Source organism: Streptomyces sp. NPDC001902 (assembly GCF_042891295.1).
In the GTDB taxonomy this organism is placed as follows: Bacteria; Actinomycetota; Actinomycetes; order Streptomycetales; family Streptomycetaceae; genus Actinacidiphila.
Map to the genome: position 1 here is coordinate 432,844 of NZ_JBIATA010000003.1, position 26,559 is coordinate 459,402.

The 26,559-nt window shown below is 73.8% G+C and carries 24 protein-coding genes; 14 read left to right on the plus strand and 10 right to left on the minus strand.

Annotated features, from left to right (window positions below; translation table 11 throughout):
• The first annotated feature begins 56 nt into the window (after positions 1-56).
• Positions 57-1,871, plus strand: coding sequence for a gamma-glutamyltransferase (ggt, locus tag ACFYYN_RS08235; RefSeq protein WP_500545129.1), 1,815 nt, complete (start codon positions 57-59; stop codon positions 1,869-1,871).
• Here the strand turns inward: ggt and ACFYYN_RS08240 are convergent.
• Positions 1,853-2,602 carry a metallophosphoesterase gene (locus ACFYYN_RS08240; protein WP_500545130.1) on the minus strand — a complete coding sequence of 250 codons (750 nt, stop codon included), beginning with the start codon at positions 2,600-2,602 and terminating at the stop codon, positions 1,853-1,855. The genes ggt and ACFYYN_RS08240 overlap by 19 nt on opposite strands.
• A gap of 91 nt (positions 2,603-2,693) precedes the next feature.
• On the opposite strand from ACFYYN_RS08240, the gene ACFYYN_RS08245 reads away from it, so the two are divergent.
• The 4 genes from ACFYYN_RS08245 (at position 2,694) to ACFYYN_RS08260 (ending at position 7,221) form a co-directional block, all read left to right on the plus strand.
• A complete protein-coding gene (locus ACFYYN_RS08245; protein WP_500545131.1) occupies positions 2,694-3,287 on the plus strand; it encodes a CGNR zinc finger domain-containing protein in 594 nt (197 codons plus the stop codon).
• Between the two features lie 193 nt (positions 3,288-3,480).
• Entirely contained in the window at positions 3,481-4,929 is a 1,449-nt protein-coding gene (locus ACFYYN_RS08250) for a hypothetical protein (protein WP_500545132.1), read from the plus strand.
• A gap of 130 nt (positions 4,930-5,059) precedes the next feature.
• A complete protein-coding gene (locus ACFYYN_RS08255; protein ID WP_500545133.1) occupies positions 5,060-5,905 on the plus strand; it encodes a nitrilase-related carbon-nitrogen hydrolase in 846 nt (281 codons plus the stop codon).
• Positions 5,906-5,913: 8 nt separating this feature from the next.
• On the plus strand, positions 5,914-7,221 hold the full coding sequence (locus tag ACFYYN_RS08260; protein ID WP_500545134.1) for an aspartate aminotransferase family protein: 1,308 nt from the start codon (positions 5,914-5,916) through the stop codon (positions 7,219-7,221).
• A gap of 49 nt (positions 7,222-7,270) precedes the next feature.
• On the opposite strand, the gene ACFYYN_RS08265 is transcribed toward ACFYYN_RS08260, so the two are convergent.
• Both ACFYYN_RS08265 and ACFYYN_RS08270 read right to left on the minus strand, forming a co-directional pair.
• A complete protein-coding gene (locus ACFYYN_RS08265) occupies positions 7,271-8,110 on the minus strand; it encodes an endonuclease/exonuclease/phosphatase family protein (RefSeq protein WP_500545135.1) in 840 nt (279 codons plus the stop codon).
• Complete coding sequence (locus ACFYYN_RS08270) at positions 8,107-8,793, minus strand: hypothetical protein (RefSeq protein ID WP_500545136.1); 687 nt, start codon at positions 8,791-8,793, stop codon at positions 8,107-8,109. The genes ACFYYN_RS08265 and ACFYYN_RS08270 overlap by 4 nt, the downstream gene beginning before the upstream one ends.
• A 294-nt stretch (positions 8,794-9,087) precedes the next feature.
• On the opposite strand from ACFYYN_RS08270, the gene hydA reads away from it, so the two are divergent.
• The 6 genes from hydA to ACFYYN_RS08300 all read left to right on the plus strand — a co-directional run bounded on the left by hydA (position 9,088) and on the right by ACFYYN_RS08300 (position 16,440).
• On the plus strand, positions 9,088-10,494 hold the full coding sequence (gene hydA / locus ACFYYN_RS08275; RefSeq protein ID WP_500545137.1) for a dihydropyrimidinase: 1,407 nt from the start codon (positions 9,088-9,090) through the stop codon (positions 10,492-10,494).
• Positions 10,495-10,511: 17 nt separating this feature from the next.
• The gene (locus ACFYYN_RS08280; protein WP_500545138.1) at positions 10,512-11,531 is read left to right on the plus strand and encodes a TIGR03842 family LLM class F420-dependent oxidoreductase; all 1,020 of its coding nucleotides are present in this window, start codon (positions 10,512-10,514) and stop codon (positions 11,529-11,531) included.
• A gap of 17 nt (positions 11,532-11,548) precedes the next feature.
• Positions 11,549-13,087, plus strand: a complete 1,539-nt coding sequence (locus ACFYYN_RS08285; RefSeq protein WP_500359638.1) for an NCS1 family nucleobase:cation symporter-1 — start codon at positions 11,549-11,551, stop codon at positions 13,085-13,087.
• Between the two features lie 57 nt (positions 13,088-13,144).
• A complete protein-coding gene (locus ACFYYN_RS08290; protein WP_500545139.1) occupies positions 13,145-13,963 on the plus strand; it encodes an inositol monophosphatase family protein in 819 nt (272 codons plus the stop codon).
• Positions 13,960-15,390, plus strand: a complete 1,431-nt coding sequence (locus ACFYYN_RS08295) for a phytoene desaturase family protein (protein ID WP_500545140.1) — start codon at positions 13,960-13,962, stop codon at positions 15,388-15,390. Before ACFYYN_RS08290 ends, ACFYYN_RS08295 begins: the two co-directional genes overlap by 4 nt.
• Positions 15,391-15,456: 66 nt before the next feature.
• Complete coding sequence (locus tag ACFYYN_RS08300) at positions 15,457-16,440, plus strand: aldo/keto reductase (protein WP_500321588.1); 984 nt, start codon at positions 15,457-15,459, stop codon at positions 16,438-16,440.
• Positions 16,441-16,500: 60 nt separating this feature from the next.
• Here the strand turns inward: ACFYYN_RS08300 and ACFYYN_RS08305 are convergent, their stop codons facing one another.
• Positions 16,501-17,241: an SIR2 family NAD-dependent protein deacylase gene (locus tag ACFYYN_RS08305; protein WP_500359635.1), complete on the minus strand. Its 741-nt coding sequence runs from the start codon at positions 17,239-17,241 to the stop codon at positions 16,501-16,503.
• Between the two features lie 154 nt (positions 17,242-17,395).
• On the opposite strand from ACFYYN_RS08305, the gene ACFYYN_RS08310 reads away from it, so the two are divergent.
• The gene (locus ACFYYN_RS08310) at positions 17,396-18,319 is read left to right on the plus strand and encodes a cupin domain-containing protein (protein ID WP_500545141.1); all 924 of its coding nucleotides are present in this window, start codon (positions 17,396-17,398) and stop codon (positions 18,317-18,319) included.
• A 42-nt stretch (positions 18,320-18,361) separates the two neighbouring features.
• Here ACFYYN_RS08310 and ACFYYN_RS08315 read toward each other — a convergent pair whose 3' ends face one another.
• The gene (locus ACFYYN_RS08315; protein WP_500545142.1) at positions 18,362-19,180 is read right to left on the minus strand and encodes a nucleotidyltransferase domain-containing protein; all 819 of its coding nucleotides are present in this window, start codon (positions 19,178-19,180) and stop codon (positions 18,362-18,364) included.
• A 41-nt stretch (positions 19,181-19,221) separates the two neighbouring features.
• Between ACFYYN_RS08315 and ACFYYN_RS08320 the strand changes: the two genes are divergently transcribed.
• Entirely contained in the window at positions 19,222-21,021 is a 1,800-nt protein-coding gene (locus tag ACFYYN_RS08320; protein WP_500545143.1) for a gamma-glutamyltransferase family protein, read from the plus strand.
• Between the two features lie 182 nt (positions 21,022-21,203).
• On the opposite strand, the gene ACFYYN_RS08325 is transcribed toward ACFYYN_RS08320, so the two are convergent.
• Genes ACFYYN_RS08325 through ACFYYN_RS08335 form a run of 3 tightly spaced genes read right to left on the minus strand, consistent with a single transcriptional unit; the run spans position 21,204 to position 23,776 of the window.
• Positions 21,204-21,722, minus strand: coding sequence for an NUDIX domain-containing protein (locus ACFYYN_RS08325; RefSeq protein ID WP_500337237.1), 519 nt, complete (start codon positions 21,720-21,722; stop codon positions 21,204-21,206).
• On the minus strand, positions 21,719-22,711 hold the full coding sequence (locus tag ACFYYN_RS08330; RefSeq protein ID WP_500545144.1) for a ketopantoate reductase family protein: 993 nt from the start codon (positions 22,709-22,711) through the stop codon (positions 21,719-21,721). Before ACFYYN_RS08330 ends, ACFYYN_RS08325 begins: the two co-directional genes overlap by 4 nt.
• Before the next feature lie 9 nt (positions 22,712-22,720).
• Entirely contained in the window at positions 22,721-23,776 is a 1,056-nt protein-coding gene (locus ACFYYN_RS08335) for an ADP-ribosylglycohydrolase family protein (RefSeq protein WP_500321580.1), read from the minus strand.
• Between the two features lie 95 nt (positions 23,777-23,871).
• On the opposite strand from ACFYYN_RS08335, the gene ACFYYN_RS08340 reads away from it, so the two are divergent.
• A complete protein-coding gene (locus ACFYYN_RS08340; protein ID WP_500545202.1) occupies positions 23,872-24,975 on the plus strand; it encodes a glycerate kinase in 1,104 nt (367 codons plus the stop codon).
• 77 nt (positions 24,976-25,052) lie between these two features.
• On the opposite strand, the gene pssA is transcribed toward ACFYYN_RS08340, so the two are convergent.
• Entirely contained in the window at positions 25,053-25,904 is an 852-nt protein-coding gene (gene pssA / locus ACFYYN_RS08345) for a CDP-diacylglycerol--serine O-phosphatidyltransferase (RefSeq protein WP_500321579.1), read from the minus strand.
• On the minus strand, positions 25,891-26,547 hold the full coding sequence (locus tag ACFYYN_RS08350) for a phosphatidylserine decarboxylase (protein ID WP_499514813.1): 657 nt from the start codon (positions 26,545-26,547) through the stop codon (positions 25,891-25,893). Before ACFYYN_RS08350 ends, pssA begins: the two co-directional genes overlap by 14 nt.
• Positions 26,548-26,559 lie beyond the last annotated feature (12 nt).

The following is a 26,559-nucleotide window of genomic DNA, read 5'->3' on the forward strand; positions in this document are numbered from 1 at the left end:
AGGAAGGCAGGGTGGGGTTAGGCTGCCCGGACGGTCGCCCCAGTGGAGGTCCACGTATGCGTCGTCACGCTGTACGGAGTCTGTCGCTGCTCGCCGTAACCGCCACCGCCGCGCTGTCGGTGGCCGCGGCCCCGCCGGGGGCGGACGCCCGGGCCCGGGACGCCACACCCATCAAGGTCCCGCTCGCCGTCGGCTACGGGGGCGCGGTCTCCAGCGTCGACGCCGACGCCTCCGCCGCCGGCATCGAGGTGCTGCGGCGCGGAGGGAACGCCGTGGACGCCGCGGTCGCCACCGCGGCCGCCCTGGGCGTCACCGAGCCGTACTCCTCGGGCATCGGCGGCGGCGGTTACTTCGTGTACTACGACGCGAAGCAGCGCAAGGTCCACACCATCGACGGCCGCGAGACGGCCCCCAAGAGCGCCACCGACAAGCTCTTCGTCGAGAACGGCCAGCCGCTGCCCTTCAACGACGCCGTCACCAGCGGTCTGAGCGTCGGCGTCCCCGGGACCCCCGCGACCTGGGACACCGCCCTGAGATCCTGGGGCAGCCGCAGCCTGGGTGACGTGCTGCGACCCGCCGAGCGCCTCGCGCACGACGGGTTCACGGTGGACGCCACCTTCCGCAGCCAGACGGAAGCCAACCAGGCGCGCTTCAAGGACTTCCCGGCCACCGCCGCGCTCTTCCTGCCCGGCGGGCAGCCGCCCGCGGTGGGTTCCACGCTCAAGAACCCCGACCTCGCCCGCACCTACGACGAGCTGGGCCGCAAAGGCGTCTCCGCCGTCTACAGCGGCGGCATAGGCGCCGACATCGTGAACACCGTGCGCAAGCCGCCGGTGGACCCGGCCGCGACGCGGGTCGTCCGCCCCGGCGACCTCACGACGGCGGACCTGAAGGCCTACAAGGCCAAGCCGCAGGACCCGACCCGGGTCTCCTACCGCGGCCTGGACGTCTACGGCATGGCGCCCTCCTCCTCCGGCGGCACCACCGTCGGTGAGGCGCTGAACATCCTGGAGCGGACCGGCAGGCTCTCCCGGCTCTCCGACGCCCAGTACCTGCACCGCTTCCTCGAGGCGAGCAGGATCTCCTTCGCCGACCGCGGACGCTGGGTCGGCGACCCGGCCTTCGAGAAGGTCCCGACCGCGGGGCTGCTGTCGCAGTCGTTCGCGGACTCCCGGGCCTGCCTGATCAAGGACGACGCGGTGCTGACCAGCCCGGTCGCCCCGGGCGACCCGTACCACCCGGCGCGCTGCGGCAGTGGCGGCAAGGCCGCCCCGACGACGTACGAGGGCGAGAACACCACGCACCTCACGGTCGCCGACAAGTGGGGCAACGTCGTCGCGTACACGCTGACCATCGAGCAGACCGGTGGCAGCGCCATCACCGTCCCCGGGCGCGGTTTCCTGCTCAACAACGAGCTGACCGACTTCTCGTTCGTCCCTGCGAGCGCCTCCGTGCACGACCCCAACCTGCCGGGCCCCGGGAAGCGGCCGCGCTCCTCGATGTCGCCGACGATCGTGCTGAAGGACGGCCGCGTCGACTTCGCGCTCGGCTCGCCCGGCGGCGCCACGATCATCACCACCGTGCTGCAGGTGCTGACCGAGCACGTCGACCGCGGGCTGCCGCTGGTGGACGCGATCGCCGCGCCGCGCGCCAGCCAGCGCAACGCCGCGACCACGCAGGTCGAGCCGGCCTTCCTCGCGAGCGACGTGGCGGCGGAGCTGAAGGACATAGGGCACAGCTTCGCCGACGCGGGTGAGATCGGTGCGACGACGGGCGTCCAGCGACTGCCGGACGGCCGCTGGCTCGCCGCCGCCGAGACGGTGCGCCGCGGCGGCGGCTCGGCGATGGTGGTTCAGAGCACCACGCGGTAGTGGGTCGTCAGGCGCCGCTCGTCGTCCAGCACGTGGAAGGCGACGCCAGGCGGCGCCGAACGGTCGGCGACCGAGCCGTCCTGTGCGCCCTCCCACGGCATGCGCAGCGTCCACGTCACCCCGGGCGCGGCGATCAGCGGCCGCCCGGCGAAGGTGGTGGCGGCGGGCGTGTGCGCGTGCCCGGTCAGGACGGCGATCACCTCGGGGTGTGCGGCCAGCAGTTCCTCCAGGGGCCCGGGCCCGCCCAGCCGGTAGCCGTCGGGCAGCGGATGGTGGAGCGCGACGGGCGGGTGGTGGAAGGCCACCAGCGCGGGCGTGCCGGGGGCCAGCCCGTCCAGCGTCGAGGACACCCACCGCAGGGTCTCCTCGTTCAGGAGGCCGTCGTCCTCCTCCGGGATCGTCGAGTCGCACATCAGCACCGCGGTCCCGGCGACGAGGTGCGCGCGGTTCACCGGTCCCGCCGCCTCGGCCTCGCCCAGCAGCGCCTTGCGGTAGGCGGCCCGCCGGTCGTGATTGCCCGGGCAGGGGAGCACCGGGAAGGGCGCTTCCAGGATCCGGGCCGCCTCCTCGTACTCGCCGGGGGCGCCGTGGTCGGCGATGTCCCCGGTGACCAGCAGCGCGTCCGGCGGCCGGGGAAGCCCGCGCAGGTACGCCATGACGCGGGTGGCGCGTTCCGTCGAGCGTTCGGTGCCGTCGAGATGCAGGTCGCTGATGTGAGCCAGCAGCAGCATGGGCCGCTCCCCTCCAGGCTTAATGCTTAATTCGAGTTCTAACATTAGAACGGTAGGGTGCGGCGGGCGGACGATCAAGAGGAGGGGCGCCGTGGAGCGCTACCTGGCCCTGGAACTGGTGAGCACCATCCGGCACGACGGCGACGGAGGGGTCGCCGACGACCTCGGCGACCCCTCCGCGCTGACGGCGTGGGTCCGCGAACACCTTCCCGGGCCCGGCGGCTTCACCGCCGACGACGCCGCCCTCGCCGACGTCCTCGCACTCCGCCGTGCCGTCCGGGCCCTGTTCGCCCGCGCCGTGGCGCCCGGGCCGTCCAGCTCCGCCGACGCCCGGCGTCTGATGCCCGCGGAGGAGGCCCTCGCGCACCTCAACGCCGCCGCGGCGCGGGTCCCCGTCGTCCCCCGGCTCGTGTGGGAGGCGGAGCGGGCTCCCGTGGCCCGTCTCGTGCCCGGGGCGGAGCGCGACGACCCCGCCGCCCGGATCGTCGCCGAACTGGCCCGCGCGGCCGTCGACTTCCTGGCCGGAGCCGAGCGGGAACGGCTGCGTGCCTGCACCGCGCCCCGGTGCGTCCGGTACTTCGTCAAGTCCCACGGCCGTCAGGAGTGGTGCAAGCCGTCCTGCGGCAACCGGGCCCGTGTCGCCCGGCATTACCGTCGTCACCACCCGGAGGCGGCCGGGTCCTGAGGGCCGGGGGACGCCTCCGGCGGCGGCCCCGGCCGGGGGCGCGCCGCCGTGCCTCCGCGCGGGGCCCGGGCGCCCGTGCAGCCTCTGCCCCTTCCGTGAAAACTCTCCGTAGCACCGCCGTAACACAGCGGGTGTCGAATGCCGTGCGGACCACACGCTTCCGCCGCCAGGCGGCGGACAGGGAGGAGCGACAGTGGAGCGCGGGGCGCACAGCCAGGTCATCGAGCAGGTCGGCGAGTTCGCCGGGTACCTCCGGGGGCTCGTCGGCGCGGCGGGCGACACGCCCGGCTGGTACGCGGTCTTCGCCGAACGTGATCCCGACGGCGTACGGGCCTGGCTCGACGGCACCGACGTCCCGCCGTGGGACGTCGTCCTCGCCCTCCTCCAGGACGTCGCCACCGCCCGTGGCACCCACCCGGCGCAGGAGGCGGCACAGCGCGCCCGCAGGCTGCATGCTGCCGCCGTCGCCGCCCACGACGCCGTACCGGGCGGGGAGGCGGCGCTGAGTTCACGGCTGGACGTCTTACTCCGGGAACGCCAGTACGCGGTGCTGCACGAGCGGGACGTCGCCGCCGCGCTGCGCGGCGCCCCCACCCCCGCGGAGGCGGAGCGTCTGGGCAACGAGCTTGCCTGGGCCCGCGACGACCGGGAACGGGCCGCCGCGCGCTGCGCGGAGGTGCAGGCACGCCTCGACGCGGTCCGCTCGCGCCCCGCCGTGCCCGAGGGGTGGTTCCGCCCGGAGGCGGACCGGACGCCCCGGGTGCCGACGCCCCGCGCCCCGGCCGCGCCCCCGTACCCGCCCGACGCCGGCCAGGCCGCCGCACCCGCACCCGGTGACGGCGCCCCCGCGCAGGCCCGGACGGACCACCGGCCCTCCGGGCGTGGGCGCAAGGAACGCCCGCGCGGCGGAGCACGGTACGGCGGGGCCCGCTTCGCCGGGGCGCCCGAGGCCGAGGTGGTCGTGCCGCCCGTCGTGCCGCCCGTGGCGGCACCGGAGGACGGCGCCGCCCCCGGCCCCCGCGGTGCGCGCTTCGCCGGCGCGGCGGGCCAGGACACCCCCCACGCCCGCGAGGCCGCGCAGGGGCACACCGACGTCCGGGAGGCGCACGTCCGCAGGGAGGCCGCGCGGGCGACCGCGGCGCGTATGGCGGAGCTGCGCCGCACCGGCCGCACCGGCGAGGCGTACGTGCTGATGAGCGAGGCCGTCGCAGGCCCGCCCGAGGACGCCCCCGAGCTCGCGGCCGCGCTGGAGCGCTCGGGACTGGCCGCCGACGTGGCCACCCTGCTGTGGGAGCTGGCCGCGCAGCCCCCGCACCGTCTCGCGGCCGCCGCGAGCGCCCTGGACTCGGCCGGCCGCGGTGACGACTGCAGGACCCTGCTGCACCAGGCGGCCGCCCGGCCCGCCGCCGAGATCGCCGCGACCGCCGGGGCCCTCCTCGACGCCGGCCACCGGGACGCGGCGCTGAGCCTGCTGGTCGCCCTCGTGCGCGCCCGCAGCCCGGAGACGGCGGCCGGCATCGCCCACGAGGGCGCCGGGCTCGTCGGCCCGCTCCTGGACGCGGCGGGTCTGGTGTCGGTGTCCAAGCGCCGCGACGTGGCCGCCGCACTGCGCCGAGCGGGTCTGCCCGGCCGCGAAATCTGATCGGCTTCGTTGAGTAACGGCGCCGGTATTGCCACAGTGGGCTGTGGGCTCTTACGTTCGTCCCAGCGCCGGATCTACGTGCGTAGACCTGCCCGCCGTTCCGGCGTGACCTCGCGTCAAAGGAGCTGTCATGCCCAATGTCGTACGCGCCGCGCTCGTCCAGGCGACGTGGACCGGTGACACCGAGTCGATGATCGCGAAGCACGAGGAGCACGCCCGCGAGGCGGCCGCGCGGGGCGCCCAGGTGATCGGCTTCCAGGAGGTGTTCAACTCCCCGTACTTCTGCCAGGTGCAGGAGGCCGAGAACTACCGGTGGGCCGAGCGGGTGCCGGACGGCCCGACCGTGCAGCGCATGCAGACCCTCGCCCGGGAGACGGGCATGGTGATGGTGGTGCCGGTCTACGAGATCGAGCAGGACGGCTTCTACTACAACACCGCCGCCGTCATCGACGCCGACGGCAGCTACCTCGGCAAGTACCGCAAGCACCACATCCCGCAGGTCAAGGGCTTCTGGGAGAAGTACTACTTCAAGCCCGGCAACCTGGGCTGGCCGGTCTTCGACACGGCCGTCGGCAAGGTCGGCGTCTACATCTGCTACGACCGCCACTTCCCCGAGGGCTGGCGGGCACTCGGCCTCGCCGGCGCGCAACTGGTCTACAACCCCTCGGCGACGCACCGCGGGCTCTCCTCGTACCTGTGGCAGCTGGAGCAGCCGGCCGCGGCCGTCGCCAACGAGTACTTCGTCGCCGCCATCAACCGGGTCGGCCAGGAACCGGACTACGGCGACAACGACTTCTACGGCACGTCCTACTTCGTCGACCCGCGCGGCCAGTTCGTGGGCGACGTCGCCTCCGACAAGGAGGAGCAACTGATCGTGCGCGACCTGGACCTCGACCTGATCCCCGCGGTGCGCCAGCAGTGGGCCTTCTACCGGGACCGCCGCCCTGACGCCTACGGCACCCTGACGGAGGCGTGAACACGTCCATGACCATCACCGAGAACCCGCACGCCGCGCTCCACTCCCGCCACCAGGCCGTGATGCCGCAGTGGCTGGCGACGTACTACCGGGAGCCGATCGAGATCACCCACGGCGAGGGCCGCCACGTCTGGGACGCCGAGGGCCGGCAGTACCTGGACTTCTTCGGCGGCATCCTCACCACCATGACCGCGCACGCCCTGCCCGAGGTCACCGCCGCGGTCCGCGAGCAGGCCGGGAGGATCCTGCACTCCTCCACGCTCTACCTGAGCTCCCAGGCGGTCGACCTCGCCGAGCGCATCGCCCGTCTGTCGGGCATCCCGGACGCCCGGGTCTTCTTCACCACCTCCGGCACGGAGGCGAACGACACCGCGCTGCTGCTCGCCACCACGTACCGCAGGTCCAACCAGATCCTGGCGCTGCGCAACAGCTACCACGGCCGCTCCTTCTCGGCGATCGGCATCACCGGCAACACCTCCTGGTCGCCGACGAGCCTGTCGCCGCTGCAGACGCTGTACGTGCACGGCGGCGTCCGGCACCGCGGTCCGTACGCGCACCTGTCCGACGCCGAGTTCACGGCCGCGTGCGTGGCGGACCTGGAGGACATGCTCGGCCAGGCCAACGGCCAGGTCGCCGCCCTGATCGCCGAGCCGATCCAGGGCGTCGGGGGCTTCACCTCGGGCCCGGACGGGCTGCTGGCGGCCTTCAAGGAGGTCCTCGACCGGCACGGCATCCTGTGGATCACCGACGAGGTGCAGACCGGCTGGGGCCGCACCGGTGAGCACTTCTGGGGCTGGCAGGCGCACGAGGGCTCCGGCCCGCCGGACGTCCTGACCTTCGCCAAGGGCGTCGGCAACGGCCTGTCGATGGGAGGAGTCGTCGCCCGCGCCGAGGTGATGAACTGCCTCACCGCCAACTCCATCTCCACGTTCGGCGGCAGCCCCATCACCACGGCCGGCGCGCTGGCCAACCTCCAGTACCTCCTCGACCACGACCTGCAGGGCAACGCACGGCGCGTGGGCGGCCTGCTCAAGTCGCGGCTCGAGGCCATCTCCGCCGGACTCCCGGTGGTCCGGGAGGTGCGCGGCCGCGGGCTGATGCTCGGCGTCGAGCTGGCCTCGCCGGCCGCGGCGGGCGTGGTCCTCGAAGCTGCCCGCGAGGGGGGCCTGCTGATCGGCAAGGGCGGGCGGGCCGGCGACGCGCTGCGCATCGCGCCGCCGCTCTCGCTGACCGTCGCCGAAGCGGAGGAAGGCGCCTCGATCCTGGAGTCCGCGCTCAAGCAGGCGCAGAGCGAGCTGGGCGACGGCCCGGCCTGACGGTACGCCACAGGGCCGGGGCCACGGGCCCCGGCCCGCGCCGCCGCGGTCAGAGCTCCAGGTCGACGACGAGCGGCCGGTGGTCGGAGACCGGCACGGCCGGCGCCCACGCGGAGCGCACGGCGGCCCGCCCGACCCCCGCCGCCAGCACGTGGTCGAACTGCACCACGGGACGGTGCGAGGGGTAGGTGCGCGTACGGGCCAGCGCCCGCCAGGCCCCGCCCAGCGTCAGGGACGGCACCGGGCCCACCAGGTTGAGGTCGCCCAGCAGCAGATGGGGCCGGGGCAGACCGGCGATCCAGCGGCGGACCGCGGTCAACTGGCCCACGTTCCAGCCGGGGACGAACGACAGGTGCACGGCGACCACCGTGAACGGGCCGCGCGCGCCCTCCAGGACGGCGGCCAGCGCGCAGCGCGGCTGGTCGGCCATCATCCGGAGCCCGGCGAGCCCGGGCACCCGCAGGGGCATGCCCACGGGCGAGGGGGTCAGCCGCCGGGCCCGCCATTCCCGTACGGGGAGCCGGGTGGCCAGGGCGATCCCGTGCGACGGCGGGCCCTCGCCCCGGGCCGCGTCCTCGGGCCCGGACACCCGCATCCCGGGCACGGCCGGATCGGGCACCCACCCGGTGCCGGGCACCGAGCGGCCGTGGACCGCCGACGCGTAGCGCCAGTCCCGGGCGCCCGACGCCGCGGCGGCGGCCGCGGCCTGGTCGACCCGGCCGGACCGCTCCTGGAAGCGGTCGAGCTCCTGCAGCGCGAGGACGTCGGCGTCCAGGGACGCGACGGCGCGGGCGAGCGGCTCCCCGGCGGCAGCACCGCCGGGGAAGGGGGCCGGTCCGCCGTCCCTGATCGGCAGGCCGTGCAGCACGTTGAACGTCGCGAGCCTCATGGGCGCCCCACCCGCGGTGCGACGGCGGGCGAGGGTGACGGGGCGTCGGCCCGGCGTCGCGGACGGCCCGGTCCGCGGAAGCGGGCGTACCGCGGATACGCCGTGAAGGCGACGTCGAGTTCGGGCCCGCGTCGCCGGCCTCCGGGCTCCAGCGGCGGGGTGAACTGCTCGACCAGGGCCATGTGCCCCTTCACCACGCCCTTCTGACGTGGCCCTTGACCGGCCGCCCACGCCAACTGCGTGGCGGCGCAGGAGAACGTGCCGCGGCCGCCGACGAGGAACAGCGTCCGCGCGTGGCCGACCGGCCGCAGCCGGTCGCGGGAGTCCGCGTGACGAAACGGCCGCCACCATGCGTCGGCATCGCGCGCCGTGCGCGCCTCGTCCGTGCGGACCGTCAGCGGCACCCCGCCCGTCAGCCGGTGGCGCAGCCGGGGCCACCGGCTCACCCGCAGGCCCGGCGAGTGGTGGACCAGGACGAGGTCGCCGCGGCCGCCGCGCTGCGGGACATGGACCGCGAGGGAGAACAGTCCGGCCGGCGTCGAGAGCCCCGCGTGGTCGCCGACCGGGAAGCCGTGCGCGGCGGGGTCGGTGAGCGCCGTGTGACGCGGGGGATGCCAGGGCTGCACGACGCGGGGCTCCACCGGGCCGGTACGCGGGCGGAAGTGACGCAGCCTCAGCCGCATGCGGGATCCTCCATCCGCCCATGGTCGCCGTGCCGCCGCGGCCGGGGCAACGCGATTTCGCACCTCGTCGCCTACAGACCCGCACGCCCGGTTCATGGCATATTGTGAGCGTTCGCCGTACGGGGGTGCGGAGGAGGAGCGAGCGCCCCCGCCGATGGGGAGCAGCGGTATTGCCACCGTGGGTGACCGGTCATACGTTTTCCACCATGGCGGGGTCTACGTGCGTAGAGCCTTTCCGACATGGCATCGAGGTTTCCGGGGACCCCGCCCTCAGCCAGTGGAAGGAGTGGGAGCATGAGCCGCATCGTCATCCGGGGCGGACTGGTCGTCACGGCCGCGGAGGAGGTCCACGCCGACGTCCTCGTCGAGGGGGGCAGGGTCGCCGCCCTCGCGTCGCACGACTCCGACGCGGCGCAGGGCTGGACCGCGTCCGCCGACCGCGTCATCGACGCGACCGGGAAGTACGTCATCCCGGGCGGTGTCGACGCCCACACCCACATGGAGCTGCCCTTCGGCGGTACCCACGCCTCGGACACCTTCGAGACCGGCACCCGGGCCGCCGCCTGGGGCGGTACGACGACGATCGTGGACTTCGCCGTCCAGTCGGTGGGCGAGTCGCTGCGTGCCGGACTCGACACCTGGCACGCCAAGGCCGACGCCCAGTGCGCCGTCGACTACGGCTTCCACATGATCCTCTCCGACGTGAACGAGGACACCCTCAAGGAGATGGACATCCTCGTCGAGGAGGGCGTCACCAGCTTCAAGCTGTTCATGGCCTACCCCGGCGTCTTCTACAGCGACGACGGCAAGATCCTGCGGGCCATGCAGCGCGGTGCCGACAACGGCGGCCTGATCATGATGCACGCGGAGAACGGCATCGCCATCGACGTGCTCGTCGAGCAGGCGCTGGCCGCGGGCAGGACCGACCCCCGCTACCACGGCGAGGTGCGCCACGCCCTCCTCGAGGCCGAGGCGACCCACCGCTCGATCAGGCTGGCCCAGGTCGCGGGCTCCCCGCTCTACGTCGTCCACGTCTCCGCGCAGCAGGCCGTCGAGCAGATCGCCCTCGCCAGGGACGAGGGGCTGAACGTGTTCGGGGAGACGTGCCCGCAGTACCTGTTCCTGTCCACGGACAACCTGGCGGAGCCGGACTTCGAGGGCGCCAAGTACGTCTGCTCGACGCCATTGCGCCCGAAGGAGCACCAGGCGGTGCTCTGGCGGGCCCTGCGGACCAACGACCTGCAGGTGGTGTCCACGGACCACTGCCCGTTCTGCTTCGTGGGGCAGAAGGAGCTGGGCCGGGGTGACTTCTCGAAGATCCCCAACGGTCTGCCGGGGGTGGAGAACCGGATGGACCTGCTCCATCAGGCGGTGGTGGACGGGCACATCAGCCGGCGCCGGTGGATCGAGATCGCCTGCGCGACCCCGGCGCGGATGTTCGGGCTGTACCCGCGCAAGGGCACCATCGCGCCGGGCGCGGACGCCGACATCGTCATCTACGACCCGGACGCGGAGCAGGTGATGTCCGCCTCCACCCACCACATGAACGTCGACTACTCGGCCTACGAGGGCCGGCGGATCACCGGCCGGGTCGACACCGTGCTCTCCCGCGGCGAGCCCGTCATCGACGGCCGGGAGTACGTCGGACGGGCGGGCCACGGCCAGTACACCCCGCGCGGAACCTGCCAGTACCTCATCTGAGAAAGGCGCGTGGACCCATGGACTTCGGACTCGTCCTGCAGACGGACCCGCCCGCCTCGGAGGTCGTGGAGCTGATGCGGCGCGCCGAGCGCAACGGCTTCACCCACGGCTGGACCTTCGACTCCACGGTGCTGTGGCAGGAGCCGTTCGTCATCTACAGCCAGATCCTCGCGCGGACGGAGCGGATGGTCGTCGGCTCCATGGTCACCAATCCGGGCACCCGTACCTGGGAGGTGACCGCGTCGACCTTCGCCACGCTGAACGAGATGTTCGGCAACCGGACGATCTGCGGCATCGGCCGGGGCGACTCGGCGATGCGTGTGGCGGGCCGCAAGCCCAACACCCTCGCCCGCATCGAGGAGGCGATGCACGTCATCCGCGACCTCGCCGAGGGCCGCGAGGCCGACCTCGGCGGCACCGTCATCCGCATCCCCTGGATCAAGGAGGGGGCGCAACTGCCGGTGTGGATGGCGGCGTACGGGCCGAAGGCGCTGGCGATCGCCGGGGCGAAGGCGGACGGGTTCATCCTGCAGCTCGCCGACGTCTACCTGACCGAGTGGATGGTCAAGTCGGTCAGGGACGCCGCGGTCGCCGCCGGCCGGGACCCCTCGCAGGTCAAGGTCTGCGTGGCGGCCCCCGCCTACGTCACCGAGGACGACTCCCCGCAGGCGCTGGCCCACGCCCGCGAGCAGTGCCGCTGGTTCGGCGGCATGGTCGGCAACCACGTCGCCGACCTGGTGACCAGGTACGGCGAGCACTCCGCCTCCGTGCCCGACGAACTCACCGACTACATCAAGGCCCGTCAGGGGTACGACTACTCCCACCACGGCCGTTCGGGGAACCCCGACACCACGTTCGTCCCCGACGAGATCGTCGACCGCTTCTGCCTCCTGGGCACCGCCGAGCGGCACATCGAGAAGCTGCGCGCCCTGAAGGCCCTCGGCGTCGACCAGTTCGCGGTCTACGACATGCACGACGCCAAGGAGTCCACCATCGACGTCTACGGCTCCACCGTCATCCCCGCACTGCGCGGCTGAGGGGGAGCAGCGCACCCATGCCGGCCCCCACGCCGCCCGACCAGATCACGCACCCCGACGGCCGCGTCGAGCTCCGCCTCGACGCGGCCGTGCCGCACGGTCCGTACGCCAACGAGGACCTGCTGCCGATCCCCGTCGCCAAACGGCACTGGACCACCTACAACTTCACCGCGCTGTGGATCGGGATGGCGCACAACATCCCGTCGTGGACGCTCGCCTCCGGCCTGGTGGCCCTCGGCATGGACTGGAAGCAGGCGGTGTTCACCATCGCCCTGGCCAACGTCATCGTGCTCGCGCCGATGCTGCTCACCGGCCACGCGGGCCCCAAGTACGGCATCCCCTTCCCGGTGCTGGCCCGTTCCTCCTTCGGGGTGCGCGGGGCCAACCTCCCGGCGATGCTGCGCGCCGCCGTGGCCTGTGCCTGGTTCGGCATCCAGACCTGGATCGGCGGCCAGGGCATCTTCGTCCTCCTCGGCAAGATCTGGGGTGGCTGGGCGGGCGCCGCGCACGTGGCGGGCTACCCGTGGACGCTGTGGGTCTGCTTCCTCGCCTTCTGGGCGCTGGAACTCGCGATCATCTACCGGGGGATGGAGACGCTCCGCCGCTTCGAGAACTGGGCCGCGCCCTTCGTCCTCGTCGGCGCCGTCGTCCTGCTGGTCTGGATCACCAACAAGGCGGGCGGCCTCGGCCACCTGCTGGACCAGCCCTCCGCCCTCGGCTGGGGCGGGGACTTCTGGAAGGTCTTCTTCCCCGCCCTCATGGGCATGATCGGCTTCTGGTCGACCCTCTCCCTCAACATCCCCGACTTCACCCGCTTCGGGGCCGGGCAGCGCGCCCAGGTCTGGGGCCAGTCGCTCGGGCTGCCGACCACGATGACCTTCTTCGCCGTCCTGTCGGTGCTGGTCACCTCCGGCTCCCAGGCGGTCTACGGTGAGGCCATCTGGGACCCGGTCGAGCTGGCCGGCAAGACCGACAACGTCATCGGCCTGCTGTACGCCCTGGTCACGGTGCTGGTGGCCACCATCAGCGTCAACATCGCGGCCAACGTGGTCTCCCCGGCGTACGACCTGTCCAACCTCGCGCCCCGGCACGTCGACTTCCGCACCGGCGCGCTGATCACCGGCGTCGTCGGGGTGCTGATCTTCCCCTGGAAACTGACCTCCACCCCCGAGCTGTACATCTTCACCTGGCTGGGCGTGGTCGGCGGTGTCCTCGGCACCGTGGCCGGCGTCCTCATCGCCGACTACTGGGTCGTCCGGCGCACTCACTTGGCGCTGCCCGAGCTGTACGAGGCAGGTGGCGGCCGTTACTGGTACCACCGCGGCTGGAACTGGCGGGCGGTGCTCGCCCTCGTCGTGGGCGGCCTGCTGGCGGTCGGCGGCTCGTACTCCACCGTCGACGCCGAGGGCCGCAAGCAGGGCCCGTTCCCCGTCGACGGCCTGATCCCGCTGCTGAAGCCGCTCGCGGACTACGGCTGGGCGGTCGGCCTGGTCAGCTCGTTCGTGCTGTACAGCGCCCTGATGCGGAAGGCGGGCCCCGCCGCACGGACGGCGTGAACCCGCCAAAGCCACCACGGGTGCGCGGCGCCGCGGACGATCTGGTCTGATGGAGGAGTGATCGATGACGCACTCTTCAAGGCGGTCGAGGACACGGTGCGCGCGACCGCCGAGGCGGAGGTCGTGCCGCGCTGGCGCCGGCTGAGCGCAACCGACATCAGCCACAAGACCGGACCGGGCGACCTGGTCACCATCGCCGACCGCGAGGCGGAGCTGCGGCTCGCCGAGGAACTGCCGGCGTTGCTGCCCGGTTCGGTCGTGGTGGGGGAGGAGGCCGTGCACGCCGACCCGGGCGTCCTGCGCCGCATCGGCGGGGACGACCCGGTGTGGATCGTCGACCCCGTCGACGGCACCGCCAACTTCGTCGCGGGCAGGCCGGAGTTCGCCACGCTCGTCGCGCTCGCCCGCGGTGGCGAGGTCCACGCCTCCTGGACGTACGTGCCGAGGCTGGCCCTCATGGCCACCGCCCGGCGCGGCGGGGGCGCCCTGCTCAACGGCGAGCCGATCCGCACCGCCCGCGACTCCGGCGGGTCCGCGCTCACCGTCGCCACCTCGCAGTTCGCCTTCCTCGACGAACAGGAGCGGCGCCGGTTCGAGGGGCTCGGCACCGACGGCGTCGAGTCCCGTCAGTGCACCTGCGCAGGGCTGGACTACCTGGAGGTCGCCCGGGGCGCCATCGACGCCGTCGCGTTCACCTGGGAGTCGCCCTGGGACCACGCGGCCGGACTGCTGCTGGTCACCGAGGCCGGCGGCGCCAGCATCACCGCGGAGGGCGTGCCCTTCCGCATCGGCGGCGGCAACGCCTTCCCCTTCTCCGTGGCGCGCGACGAGGCGACCGCGCGACGGGTCGTCGACCTCATGGCAGGTGACCGATGAGCAGGGCACACGTCACGGACGTCATCGTCGTCGGAGCCGGGCCCAACGGCCTGACCGCCGCGGTCGAACTCGCCCGCGCCGGGCACTCCGTGGAGCTCTTCGAGGCCGGCGACCAGGTCGGCGGCGGCGCGCGCACCGAGGAACTGACCCTGCCGGGCTTCCGCCACGACCCGTGCTCGGCCGTGCACCCGCTCGGCGCCGGCTCGCCCGCGTTCAACGCGATGCCGCTCGCCGACCACGGCCTGCGGTGGCTCCACCCCGAGCTGCCGCTCGCGCACCCCTTCGACGACGGCACCGCGGCGGTGCTGGACCGCACCGTCGGCGCGACCGCCGCCTCGCTCGGACCGCGCGACGCGGGCACCTACCGCAGGCTCCTGGCCCCATACGTCGGCCGCTGGAAGACCCTCGCCCACGACCTCCTGCGCCCCCAGTGGCGGGGACTGCCCCGGGACCCGCTGCGCTTCGCGAGCTTCGGGCTGACCGGGCTGCCGCCGGTGGCCGTGCTCGCCCGGCTGTTCCGCGACGAGAAGGCCCGCGGGCTGCTGGCCGGTCTCGCCGCCCACGCGATCGCCCCGCTGACCAGCCCGCTCACCGGTGCGACGGCGCTGATGTTCGCCGTCTCCGGCCACGAGGTCGGCTGGCCGGTCCCGCGCGGCGGTTCGCAGTCGCTCGCCGACGCCCTCGCGTCCTACCTGCTGCTGCTCGGCGGCACCGTCCACACCGGCGTCATGGTCCGCAAGCTCGACGAGCTGCCGCCGGCGCGCGCGTACGTCTTCGACACCTCGCCGACCGCGCTGGCGCGCATCGCCGGGCTCGGCGACGCGTACCGGAACTACCGCTACGGACCCGCGGTCTGGAAGGTCGACTACGCCCTGGACGGCCCCGTGCCCTGGACCGCGGCCGAGGCCCGCCGGGCCGGCACCGTGCACATCGGGCCGAGCTTCGGCGAGATCGGCGACGCGCTGAACCGGGTGGTACGCGGCCGCCCGCCGCAGACCCCGTTCCTCATCACCGCCCAGCCCACCGTCGTCGACCCCGGGCGGGCGCCCGAGGGCAAGCACGTCTTCTGGGCGTACGGGCACGTGCCCAACGGCTTTCGGGGCGACGCCACCGAGGCCGTCGAGCGGCAGATCGAGCGCTTCGCCCCCGGCTTCCGGGACCTCGTCCTCGCCCGGGCGGTCAGCGGACCGGCCGAACTCGCCGCCCGCAACGCCAACTACGTCGGCGGTGACATCGCCAGCGGGGCCTTCGCCGGCCTCCAGACGGCCTTCCGCCCCAAGCTGCAGTGGAACCCGTACACCACCTCGCGCCCCGGGGTCTTCCTCTGCTCCTCCGCCAGCCCGCCCGGCCCAGGTGTCCACGGCATGTCCGGCCACCACGCGGCCCGCGCCGTGCGCCGCCACCTGGAGGGGACCGCCCGCCGGTAGCCCGGTAGCCCGGTAGCGCCCGCCCCGTCGGCCGCGGCCGGCGGGGCAGCGACTAGCATCGAAGGCATGGAGCAGCGCGTATTGGGCAGGACGGGCCGCAAGGTGTCCGTCGTGGGTCTCGGCACCTGGCAGCTGGGCGCCGACTGGGGCGAGGTCCGCGAGGAGGACGCACTCGCCGTCCTGGACGCGGCCGTGGCGGAGGGCGTGACCCTCTTCGACACGGCGGACGTCTACGGCGACGGACGCAGCGAGCAGCTGATCGGGCGCTACCTCCGGGAGCGCCCGGACGCCGGGATCTTCGTCGCCACGAAGATGGGCCGCCGGGTCGCCCAGGTCCCCGAGAACTACGTCCTGGACAACTTCCGCGCCTGGAACGACCGGTCCCGGGCCAACCTCGGCGTCGACACCCTCGACCTGGTGCAGCTGCACTGCCCGCCGACCGCCGTCTACTCCTCGGACGCGGTCTTCGACGCCCTCGACACCCTCGTCGAGGAGGAGCGCATCGCGGCCTACGCCGTCAGCGTCGAGACCTGCGAGGAGGCGCTGACCGCGATCGCCCGGCCGGGCGTCGCGAGCGTGCAGATCATCCTCAACGCCTTCCGCCTCAAGCCGCTGGAGCAGGTCCTGCCGGCCGCCGCCGAGGCCGGGGTGGGCATCATCGCCCGCGTGCCCCTCGCCTCCGGCCTGCTGTCCGGCCGCTACACCAAGGACACGGTCTTCCCGGCCGACGACCACCGCACCTACAACCGGCACGGCGAGTCCTTCGACCAGGGCGAGACCTTCTCCGGCGTCGACTACGCGACCGGCCTGGAGGCCGCCGCCGAGTTCACCGCCCTCTCCCCGCAGGGCGCGACCCCGGCCCAGACGGCGCTCCGCTGGATCATCCAGCAGCCCGGCGTCACCACCGTGATCCCCGGCGCCCGCTCCGTCGAGCAGGCCCGCGCCAACGCCGAGGCCGCGGCCCTGCCGCCGCTGCCGCAGAGCACGCTGGACGCCGTGCGGGACCTGTACGACCGGCGCATCCGCGCCCAGGTCCACCACCGCTGGTGACCGCCGCGGCGAACCTGCCCTGAGCCGTGCCCCCGGACGATCCGTCCGGGGGCACGCGCGTCACCCCGCGGCGGCCTCGCGGGCGATCCCGTCCAGGAGCGCGGGCAGCGAGCTCCCGATCGGCTCGCGCACCAGCTCGTCCGCGATCTCGTCGTACGGCGTCGGCTCGGCGTTGACGATCACCAACCGCGCCCCGTGCTCCGCCGCGATCCCGGCGAGCGATGCCGCCGGCTGCACCTGCAGGCTGGTGCCGACCGCGATGAAGACCGTGCAGCCCTTGGCGATGGCCATCGCGTTGCCCAGCACCACCGGATCCAGCCGCTGCCCGAACATGACGGTCGCCGACTTCAGGATTCCGCCGCACTTCCCGCACGCCGGGTCCGGCTCGCCCGCCCGGACCCGCGCCAGCGCCTGGTCCATCGGCGCCCGGTCGTGGCACCGCGTGCACACGACGGTGCGGGCCGTGCCGTGCAGCTCCAGCACCTTGCGCTCGGGCAGCCCCGCCATCTGGTGCAGCCCGTCGACGTTCTGCGTGATCACGCGCACCGCCACGCCCGACCGCTCCAGCCGGACGATCGCGTCATGCGCCGCGTTGGGCCGCGCCTCCAGCGTCGGGCTCTCCATGCGCATCCGCCACGACCTGCGGCGCACATCGGGATCGGCCATGTAGTGCTCGTACGTCACGAGCTTCTCCGCCTCCGGATCGCGCCGCCACAGCCCGTTCGGACCGCGGTAGTCCGGGATGCCGGAGTCGGTGGAGATACCTGCGCCACTGAGGACGGCTACGAGAGGCCTGGCCATGCGCCGAGGGTAGGACGGCTGGCGGCCCGGCGCGAACGTATATCGGGGGTGCCGCTCGCCCACCGGCCACACCTGCGTTCACCTGCGATTTTGTCTCGACTAACAGCGGTCGTGAACAGTCTCGTACCACTGGACCAAGCAGGGAAAGGTGACCATGAAGCAGTCAGCAGAGGTCTCGCGGGCCCCCCGATCCTTGAGCATCCGCCGGGGGGACTCCCTTGAGTTCGTCGAGTCGCACCCGAGTGAGCCGGGCAAGGGCGTCAGGGTGGCGCATTTCCTCGGCCCGGACAGCGGCGCCGGCCACTTGTCGATCGCGATCGTCGAACTCGAGCCCGGTGGCCATGTCATCGGTCACCGGCACCCGTTCGAGGAGTCGCTCTTCGTCCTGGAGGGCAACCCGCTGCTCGCGGTGGCCGACCACCGGTACGCCTTGCGTCCCCATGACTTCGGCCTCGTGCCCTACGCCGTCGGTCACGCGTGGAGCAACCCCACGGATCAGCGCGTGCGCATGTTGCGTGTGCACGCTCCCCAGCCGCGCCCCATCGACGGCAGGGGGACGTGGGGGGTGTTCGAAGCGCCCGAGACCCAGGTGCCGACGCAGGGCGTGGCCGTCGACGAACTCGACCCGGCCAAGCCGTACGTCGGTCACTTCGACCAGACGGACATGGCGCCGCCCGGGTCGATCTCCATGCCCGGCTACCACGGGGCGAACGTGCAGAACGTCCAGATCCGCATGATGGTGGACGACCTCCTCGGGGCGCGCCACCACGCGATGTTCATCGTGCAGTTCACCCCGGGCGTGGTGGACAACGCCCCGCTCAAGACGGCGAAGGAGCACTTCCATCCGTTCGAGGAGATCTACTACCTGATCTCCGGACAGACGCGGTCCTTCTGTGACGGTGAGCAGGACCTGGCCGGGGTCGGCGACCTCGTCTTCGCGCCCGTCGGCGCGTCGCACGGATTCGCGGCTCTCGGCACGGAGCCGCTGTGCTGGATCGAGGTGCAGTCGCCGATGCCGCCGGCGAGCGGCGGATTCACCTTCCACAACGACTGGGCGCAGCACACCAACATCGGTTGATCCGCTCGTCCGGCGCCGGGACCCGCGTGTTTCCGCCCGGGGTCAGCCCAGCGCCGCGCGGACGTCCGCGACGAGGGCGGCGGCGTCCTCCACCGCCGTGACCGGGTCGCCGAGGCCGGACAGCACCGCTTCGGCGCGGGACCGGAAGCCGGGCGGGGTGTCGGGGAGGGCGTCCGCGGCGGCGAGGGCGCCCTTCTCGTTGAGGCACCACGCGCGGTGGTGGGCGTGGAGCGACTGCGTCAGCACCCCGACCGCCCGTGAAAGGCACAGGGCGGCGTGCAGGACGTCCCCGCCACCCGCGGACTTGCGGGCGTTCACGACCAGGAAGTCCGCCTCCCAGGAGGCCCCGACGAGGGCCTCGCGCAGCGGCTCCGGGTAGACCAGCGTCCGCTCGCGCAGCGCGGTCAGCTCACCCGCCGGGTCGGCCAGGACGCGGCCGAGGGCGACCTCACCGGCGTACACGGGGGACCAGAAGCCCAGCGGATGGCCGGCCTGGACACCGACCTCGTAGCGGCCGGCGCGGCAGTCGTCCCACACCCGCCCCACCCGGTCCAGGTCCCGCAGGATCCAGTCGACCTGGACGCCGTCGACGCGCAGCCACGCCCCGCCGTTCACCCAGGGACCCCAGCCGCCGGGGCCGGCGATCTCCACCGGTGTGCCCGTCGCCTCGGCGGCGAGCGCGGCGAGCGCCGCCAGGTCCGGTTCGCCCCGGTAGTACACGCCGAGGTCCCAGTCGGAGTCGGGGCGGTGCGTTCCGCGCGCCCGGCTGCCGCCCAGCATCACCGCGACCACACCGGGGACCCGGGCGAGCGACCGTGCCATGGAGGAGACTGGGGGTACGTGTTCGGGCTCGTGGGGCATCGTGCGAGTGTAGGTGCACCCCCGGCGCGAGGAGTACGGAATTGTTCACGACCCGGCCCACCCTCCAAGGCACCTTCGGCATGGCCTCCTCCACGCACTGGCTCGCCTCGCAGTCGGCGATGGCCGTGCTGGAGAGCGGCGGCAACGCCTATGACGCGGCGGTGGCCGCCGGGTTCGTCCTGCACGTGGTGGAGCCGCACCTCAACGGGCCCGCGGGCGAGGTGCCGATCATCGTCGCGCCCGCCGGCGGTCCGGTGCGCGTGCTCTGCGGCCAGGGCCCCGCCCCGGCCGGGGCGAGCGTCGACCACTACCGCGCGCTGGGCCTGGACTTCGTCCCCGGCACCGGTCCGCTCGCGGCCGCCGTGCCCGGTGCGTTCGACGCCTGGATGGTGCTGCTGCGCGACCACGGCACGAAGCCGCTCGCGGACGTGCTCTCCTACGCCATCGGCTACGCCGAGCACGGCCACCCCGCGGTGGAGGCGGTCGGCGCCACGGTCGGCTCCGTCCAGGCGCTGTTCGAGACGGAGTGGACGACCTCGGCCGAGCTGTACCTGACCGGCGGCCGCCCGCCCGGGCCGGGAGACCTGCTGCGCAACCCCGACCTCGCCGCCACCTGGCGGCGGTTGCTGCGGGAGGCGGAGGCCGCCGGCAGCGACCGGGAGGCGCAGATCGAGGCGGCCCGGCGGGTGTGGCGCGAGGGCTTCATCGGCGAGGCGCTGGCCACCTTCGCCGCCCGTCCCGCGATGGACACCACGGGGGAGCGCCACGCCTCCACCCTGACCGGGGACGACCTCGTCGCGTACGAGGCGCACCACGAGGACCCGGTGACCTTCGACTGGAACGGCTGGACGGTCTGCAAGGCGGGACCGTGGAGCCAGGGCCCGGCCTTCCTGCAGCAACTGGCCCTGCTGCCGCCGGATCCCGCGGAACTGGAGTACGGCTCCGTCGACTACGTGCACACCCTGGTCGAGGGCACCAAGCTGGCGATGGCCGACCGCGAGGCCTGGTACGGCGACGCCCAGGACGACGTCCCCCTCGCCGAACTGCTGTCACCCGCCTACAACGACGCACGGCGCGCCCTGGTCGACCAGGCGAAGGCCTCCCACGAGCTGCGCCCCGGCAGCCCGGGCGGCCGTACGCCGCGGCTGCCGCACTTCCCGCTCCACGACGCCGCCGCGGCAACGGGATTCGACGCCATGGGCGTCGGCGAGCCGACCGTCGCCCACAACGGCGCGACCCGCGGCGACACGTGCCACCTCGACGTCGTCGACCGCTGGGGCAACATGGTCGCCGCCACCCCCAGCGGCGGCTGGCTCCAGTCCAACCCGGTGGTCCCCGGGCTCGGCTTCCCGCTCGGCACCCGCCTGCAGATGACCTGGCTGGAGCCCGGGCTGCCGAACTCCCTCACCCCGGGCCGCCGTCCGCGCACCACGCTCACCCCGTCGCTCGCGCTGCGCGACGGCGTGCCGGTGATGGCCTTCGGCACCCCCGGCGGCGACCAGCAGGACCAGTGGTCGCTGCACTTCTTCCTGGGCGTCGCCCTGCGCGCCCCCGTCCGCGGCGGCCTCGACCTCCAGGGCGCCATCGACGCGCCCAACTGGCACAACGACAGCTTCCCGAGCTCCTTCCACCCCCGGGAGATGCGGCCCGGCAGCCTCACCGTGGAGAGCCGCTTCGAGGAGTCCGTCATCGCCGGGCTCCGCAGCCGCGGCCACGACGTCACCGTTGCCGCCCCCTGGTCCGAGGGCCGCCTGTGCGCGGTGGCCCGCGACCCGGAGACCGGCGTCCTGTCCTCCGCGGCCAACCCCCGCGGCATGCAGGGTTACGCGGTGGGCCGCTGACCCGTCGCCCGGGCAGGCACGGGCCGCCGGGACGGCCGGCAGGGCGGCGCGGCGCGGACCTGTGGTGGAGGCCGGTGGCGGGACTGCTCCTCGGTCTCCGGGGGCGTTGCCATGCGCCGGGCGAACAGCCCCGTGGCCCGCGACCCGGAGACCGGTGCGGCCGACCCCCGCGGCATGCAGGGTTACGCGGTGGGCCGCTGACCGACCACCGGGGGGCGGCCGTTGACCAGTTCGACGGGGCAGGCGCCGTCCGCCTGTGCGGCCAGGGCGGCGCGGACACGGCGGTAGAGGCCGGGGGAGAGGTACTCCTCGGCCTCCTCGGGCGTCGCCATCCGCCAGGCGGACAGCTCCTCCTCCTGCAGCACGATCGCGCCGAGCGCGGCCTCGTCGAGCACGCCGCCGTCGTACAGGTAGGAGGTCAGCGGCGGGCGGCCCGGCCACTGCACCCAGTCGACGGCGAGCAGGGCGCCCGGCTCGACGTCCAGACCGACCTCCTCCAGGGTCTCCCGGCGCGCCGCCTCGCGGGGGGTCTCCCCGTCGGCCGACTCGATGGTGCCGCCGGGCAGCACCCACTTGCCGTCCTGGCGGTAGGTGGTCTCGGCGATCAGGATCCGGCCGTCGGCGTCGCGGAAGAGCGTGCTGGCCCCGGCGAGGATCTTCGGCAGGCTGTCGATGTAGGCGTCGAAATCGGTGGTCGTCACGAGCCCCAACCTACGGGTTCGCGACCCTCGACGGCGGCGGCCACCTGCGCCGGGTCCAGGCTTCCGGGGGCGCGGCGGTCGCGTGCCGTACGGTTCGCGAGCCGTCGCAGCGTCTCGTTGACCGGGACGGGTATCCCGTGGAGCCGTCCCAGCAACACGATCTCGCCGTTGAGCCAGTCCGCCTCGACGCTCCCGGTGCCCCGGGTCAGGCTCTGCCAGGACGAGCCGCCGCCCCGGGCGAAGCCGTCGACCGGTCGCAGGCTCACCCGGTCGCCGCGGACGGCCGCCTGCTCCTCCTCGCCCGCGTACGGGATGCCGGCCGCGTCGAGCACCTGGGCGCCCTCGGCCCGCGCCCGCTTGACGAGGCCGGCGGCCGTGTCGTCCCAGCCGCCGCAGAGCGCCTCGACGGCGTTGCCGAGGTTCGACAGCAGCTTGGCGTACTTCCAGCGCATCACGTCGGCCACGACCGGGGCGGCGAACGAGGACTTCTCCAGGTCCGCGGAGACGGCCCGCGCGAGCCCGTCCGTTCCGTGCGGGTAGCGGCCCAGGTGGAGGATGCCGGTGAGCGGACCGCAGGGGGCGACCACCTCGCCGGGCTCCAGGTGGGTCGACGGCAGCCACACGCACATGCCGTACACGTCGCGGAAGCGGCGCAGCGCCATGCGTTCGTTGGCGACGCCGTTCTGGGCGCAGACCAGCGGCAGGTGGTCCGCGACCGGGGCCCAGGCGGCGAGCGCGGCCTCCGTGTCCTGCGTCTTCACGGCCAGCACCAGCACGTCGTCCTCGCGCAGCGTCAGCCCCTCCGGGCCCCCGGCCACCGGGACGGGCAGCGACAGCGTCCCGTCCGGCGTCCGCAGCGTCAGCCCACGCTCGCGCAGCGCCTCCAGGTGCGCTCCCCGCGCGACCAGGACGACCTCGTGACCGCTCTCGTACAGCCGGCCGCCGATCGTCGCGCCGACCGCGCCCGCTCCCACAACGATGTATCGCACACGCGGACCCTACGGCACGAGCAGCGCCGTGCGACGGGCGAGTTCGCTGATCGCCACGCCGTCGAAGCCGAACACCGCGCTGCGCACCCGGTCCTCCAGCGGTTCGGTCCACTGCGGCGGGATCGCTGCCGCGCCGCAGAACACCCCGGCCACCGAACCGGCGGTCGCGCCGCCGGAGTCGGTGTCCAGGCCGCCGCGCACGGTCAGCGCGATCGTGGCGGTGAAGTCGCCCGCGCCGTACAACAGCCCGGCGGTGACGAGCGCGGCGTTGGGGACGGCGTGGATCCAGTGCAGCCCGCGCGTCTCCTCGTCCAGCTCCGCCATCGTGCCGGCCCAGTCCAGCCCCGCCGCGTGCAGCGCCATCGTCCGGCGCACCGTGCGGGCCAGCCGGCAGCCCGGCGGGACGTGCTGCAGCGCCGACTCCAGCGCGGCCCGGGCGTCGGGCGCGGTGAACGCCGCCGCGATCAGCGCCGCGGCCCACATCGCGCCGTACACGCCGTTCCCCGTGTGCGACAGCACCGCGTCCCGGCGGGCGAGCGACGCGGCCCGCCGGGGGTCGCCGGGGGAGGTCCAGCCGTGGACGTCGGCGCGGATCAGCGCCCCGATCCACTCCTGGTACGGGTTGTCGGCCGTGGCCGTCAGCGGCGGCTTCATCCCGCCCGCGAGGTTGCGGTACGCCGCGCGCTCGGCGGTGAAGGTCTGCAGATAGGGCAGCCGCAGCAGCCACAGCTCGCCGACCTGCTCGGTGGTGAAGTCCGGGCCGTACGTCTCCAGCAGGTCGAGCCCGAGGATCGCGTAGTCGACGTCGTCGTCCCGCGCGCTGCCGTGGATGTTGCCGCGGGTGCACTGCGGCCACTCCGGGCGCAGCTCGAACTCCGCCGGATCCGCAGGCGGGTCCAGCGCCGGGATGTAGTCGGTCAGCGGCAGCGCCCCGGCCCGGCGCAGGTAGCGGTCGATGCGCTCCCGGGTCCAGTGGTCGCCGCGCTCGACGGGCTTGCCGAGCATGTTGCCGGCGATCCGGCCGAGCCAGCCGCCCAGGATGCGGTCGTGGAGAGAGAGGGCCATGCCTCCGGTGTACCGCCCGGACACCCCGGGATAGGGTCCAAGCGGCGCGACCTGCCGTAAGGGAGATCAATGTGACGGACGCACGGCCCGCGCGGGTGCTCATCGCCGCGGATAAGTTCAAGGGCTCGCTCACCGCCGTCGAGGTGGCGGAGCGGCTCGGGGCGGGGCTGCGGAACACCGCCCCCGACCTCGTCGTCGAGTCCGTGCCGGTGGCCGACGGCGGGGACGGAACGGTGGACGCCGCTGTCGCCGCCGGATTCGAGCGGCGCCTGGTGGAGGTCACCGGGCCGCTGGGGGAGCCGGTCACCGCCGCGTACGCACTGCGCGACGGCACCGCCGTCGTGGAGATGGCCGAGGCCTCGGGGCTGCGGCACCTGCCGCCCGGCGTCTTCGCGCCGCTGACGGCGACCACCCGCGGCACCGGTGAGCTGCTGCTGGCCGTGCTCGACGCGGGCGCGCGGTCCGTCGTGCTCGGCGTCGGCGGCAGCGCGACCAACGACGGGGGCGCGGGCATGCTCGTCGCGCTCGGCGCCCGCCTGCTGGACGGCCGGGGCGAGCCGGTGGGCCCGGGCGGCGCGGCGCTCGCCGGGCTGGCCTCGGCGGACCTGTCCGGCCTCGACCCGCGGCTCGCTGCGACCGAGGTCGTCCTCGCCAGCGACGTCGACAACCCGCTGCTCGGCCCGAAGGGCGCCGCCGCCGTCTACGGCCCCCAGAAGGGTGCCACGCAGGAGGACGTCGCCACGCTGGACGCGGCGCTCGCCCACTACGCGGAGGTGCTGGAGGCCGGTGCGGCCGCCGAGGCCCCGGGGGCGGGTGCGGCCGGCGGGGTCGGGTTCGGGGCGCTGGTGGGCCTGCGCGCCTCCTTCCGGCCCGGCGTCCAGGTGCTCCTGGACATGCTCGGTTTCGCGGCGGCCCTGGAGCGGGCCGACCTGGTGATCACGGGCGAGGGCTCGCTGGACGAACAGACCCTGCACGGCAAGGCCCCGGCCGGTGTCGCGGCCGCCGCCCGTGCCCGGGACGTGGACGTGGTCGCCGTCTGCGGCCGCCTCGCGCTGTCCGGCGCCGCCCTGGGCGCGGCCGGCATCCGGCGGGCGTACGCCCTGACCGACCTCGAGCCGGACCCGGCGCGCTGCATGGCCGAGGCCGGGCCGCTGCTGGAGCGCCTCGCCGAGGACATCGCGCGCGACCTGCCGGCCTGACCCGGGAACGCCAGGGGCCCCGAGCCTTCCCGGCTCGGGGCCCCTGTCACGTACGTCGTACGTCGTACGTCGTGCGGCTACGGAAGCTGCGCCGTACGCGCCTCGCGGCGGTTGTTGCGGATCGTGTTGACCCGGCGGGTCGTCGCGAAGAGCGGGATCACCGCCGCCGCGCAGATCTGCAGGGCCGCGCCCGTCTGCAGCAGCACGTCACCGCCGGGTACGGCGAACGCCCAGCAGACCAGGCAGCCCATGCTCAGCACGATCCAGGCCAGCGTGATCGTGGCGAGCCGGCCGCGGGGCTTGGGGTACTCGACCCGGCTGACCATCAGCCACGCCACACCGACGATGGCCAGCACCGTCGGGATGAAGGGCAGCTCCAGCAGCACGACGGAGATGACCGTCATCGCCCCGAAGGGGCTCGGCATGCCCTGGAAGATCCCCTCCCGCACCGTCGTGCAGGAGAACCGGGCCAGGCGCAGGACGACCGCGAGCAGCACCACGACCGCCGCCACCGCCGACAGCTTGCCGTAGGCGTCGTCCGAGATCAGGCCCCAGACGACCACGAAGTAGGCGGGGGCCAGGCCGAAGCTGATCAGGTCGGACAGGTTGTCCAGCTCCGCGCCCATCGCCGAGCTGCGGAGCTTGCGCGCCACGAGGCCGTCGAAGAGGTCGAAGACCGAGGCCATGAGCATCAGCAGCACGGCGGTGGCGGCGCTGTGCCGCGTCATGCCGCCGTCGGTGTTGCCCATCAGGTGCGGGACGAGCACCCCGGTGGTGGTGAAGTACACCGCCATGAATCCGCAGATCGCGTTGCCGAGGGTGAGGCCGTCCGCTATCGACAGCCGCGTCGACAGCGGCATGTCATCGTCGTCGTCCTCGTCCACCGCGGCGACCCACGGCGCCTGGGTGTCGGGATCAATCACGGTCAAGGCGCGTCACCCCAGCCACGGTGGTCTGGCCGACCTCGACGTCGGGCTCGACGCCCTCCGGCAGGTAGATGTCCACACGGGAGCCGAAGCGGATCAGGCCGATGCGCTCGCCCTGCTCCACCTTGGTGCCCTGCGGCACGTAAGGGACGATGCGGCGCGCCACGGCTCCGGCGATCTGCACCATCTCGATGTCGCCGAGCTCGGTGTCGAAGTGCCAGACGACCCGCTCGTTGTTCTCGCTCTCCTTGTTGAACGCCGGAACGAAACCGCCGGGGATGTGCTCGACGGACGTGACGGTGCCGGCGAGCGGCGCGCGGTTCACGTGGACGTTCAGCGGGCTCATGAAGATCGCGACGCGGGTGCGCCCGTCCTTCCACGGCATGATGCTCTGCACCACACCGTCGGCCGGCGAGATGACGCGGCCCTGGGTGATCTCACGCTCGGGGTCGCGGAAGAACCACAGCATGCCCGCCGCGAGGGCGGTGGTGGGGACGGCCACGGCCGCCCAGCGCCCGGAGCGGCGGGCGCGGACGAGGCTGATCGCGGCGGTGGCCACGGTCGGGAGGAGCCACGGCGACGCTCCGCGCGCGAGGCGTACGCCGGCCCGGCTGTCGCGTTGTGCAGAGGAATGGCTGTGGGGCATGGAAGACCTTCG

Coding starts and splice junctions, on each gene's coding strand:
- ACFYYN_RS08240 (WP_500545130.1), bottom strand. CDS start 2,602: ATGCTGCTGCTGGCTCACATCAGCGACCTGCATCTCGACGGCACCGAA.
- hydA (WP_500545137.1), top strand. CDS start 9,088: ATGAGCCGCATCGTCATCCGGGGCGGACTGGTCGTCACGGCCGCGGAG.
- ACFYYN_RS08285 (WP_500359638.1), top strand. CDS start 11,549: ATGCCGGCCCCCACGCCGCCCGACCAGATCACGCACCCCGACGGCCGC.
- ACFYYN_RS08265 (WP_500545135.1), bottom strand. CDS start 8,110: ATGAGGCTCGCGACGTTCAACGTGCTGCACGGCCTGCCGATCAGGGAC.
- ggt (WP_500545129.1), top strand. CDS start 57: ATGCGTCGTCACGCTGTACGGAGTCTGTCGCTGCTCGCCGTAACCGCC.
- ACFYYN_RS08255 (WP_500545133.1), top strand. CDS start 5,060: ATGCCCAATGTCGTACGCGCCGCGCTCGTCCAGGCGACGTGGACCGGT.
- ACFYYN_RS08305 (WP_500359635.1), bottom strand. CDS start 17,241: ATGGCCAGGCCTCTCGTAGCCGTCCTCAGTGGCGCAGGTATCTCCACC.
- ACFYYN_RS08310 (WP_500545141.1), top strand. CDS start 17,396: ATGAAGCAGTCAGCAGAGGTCTCGCGGGCCCCCCGATCCTTGAGCATC.
- ACFYYN_RS08295 (WP_500545140.1), top strand. CDS start 13,960: ATGAGCAGGGCACACGTCACGGACGTCATCGTCGTCGGAGCCGGGCCC.
- ACFYYN_RS08335 (WP_500321580.1), bottom strand. CDS start 23,776: ATGGCCCTCTCTCTCCACGACCGCATCCTGGGCGGCTGGCTCGGCCGG.
- ACFYYN_RS08350 (WP_499514813.1), bottom strand. CDS start 26,547: ATGCCCCACAGCCATTCCTCTGCACAACGCGACAGCCGGGCCGGCGTA.
- ACFYYN_RS08260 (WP_500545134.1), top strand. CDS start 5,914: ATGACCATCACCGAGAACCCGCACGCCGCGCTCCACTCCCGCCACCAG.
- ACFYYN_RS08315 (WP_500545142.1), bottom strand. CDS start 19,180: ATGCCCCACGAGCCCGAACACGTACCCCCAGTCTCCTCCATGGCACGG.
- ACFYYN_RS08280 (WP_500545138.1), top strand. CDS start 10,512: ATGGACTTCGGACTCGTCCTGCAGACGGACCCGCCCGCCTCGGAGGTC.
- ACFYYN_RS08300 (WP_500321588.1), top strand. CDS start 15,457: ATGGAGCAGCGCGTATTGGGCAGGACGGGCCGCAAGGTGTCCGTCGTG.
- ACFYYN_RS08270 (WP_500545136.1), bottom strand. CDS start 8,793: ATGCGGCTGAGGCTGCGTCACTTCCGCCCGCGTACCGGCCCGGTGGAG.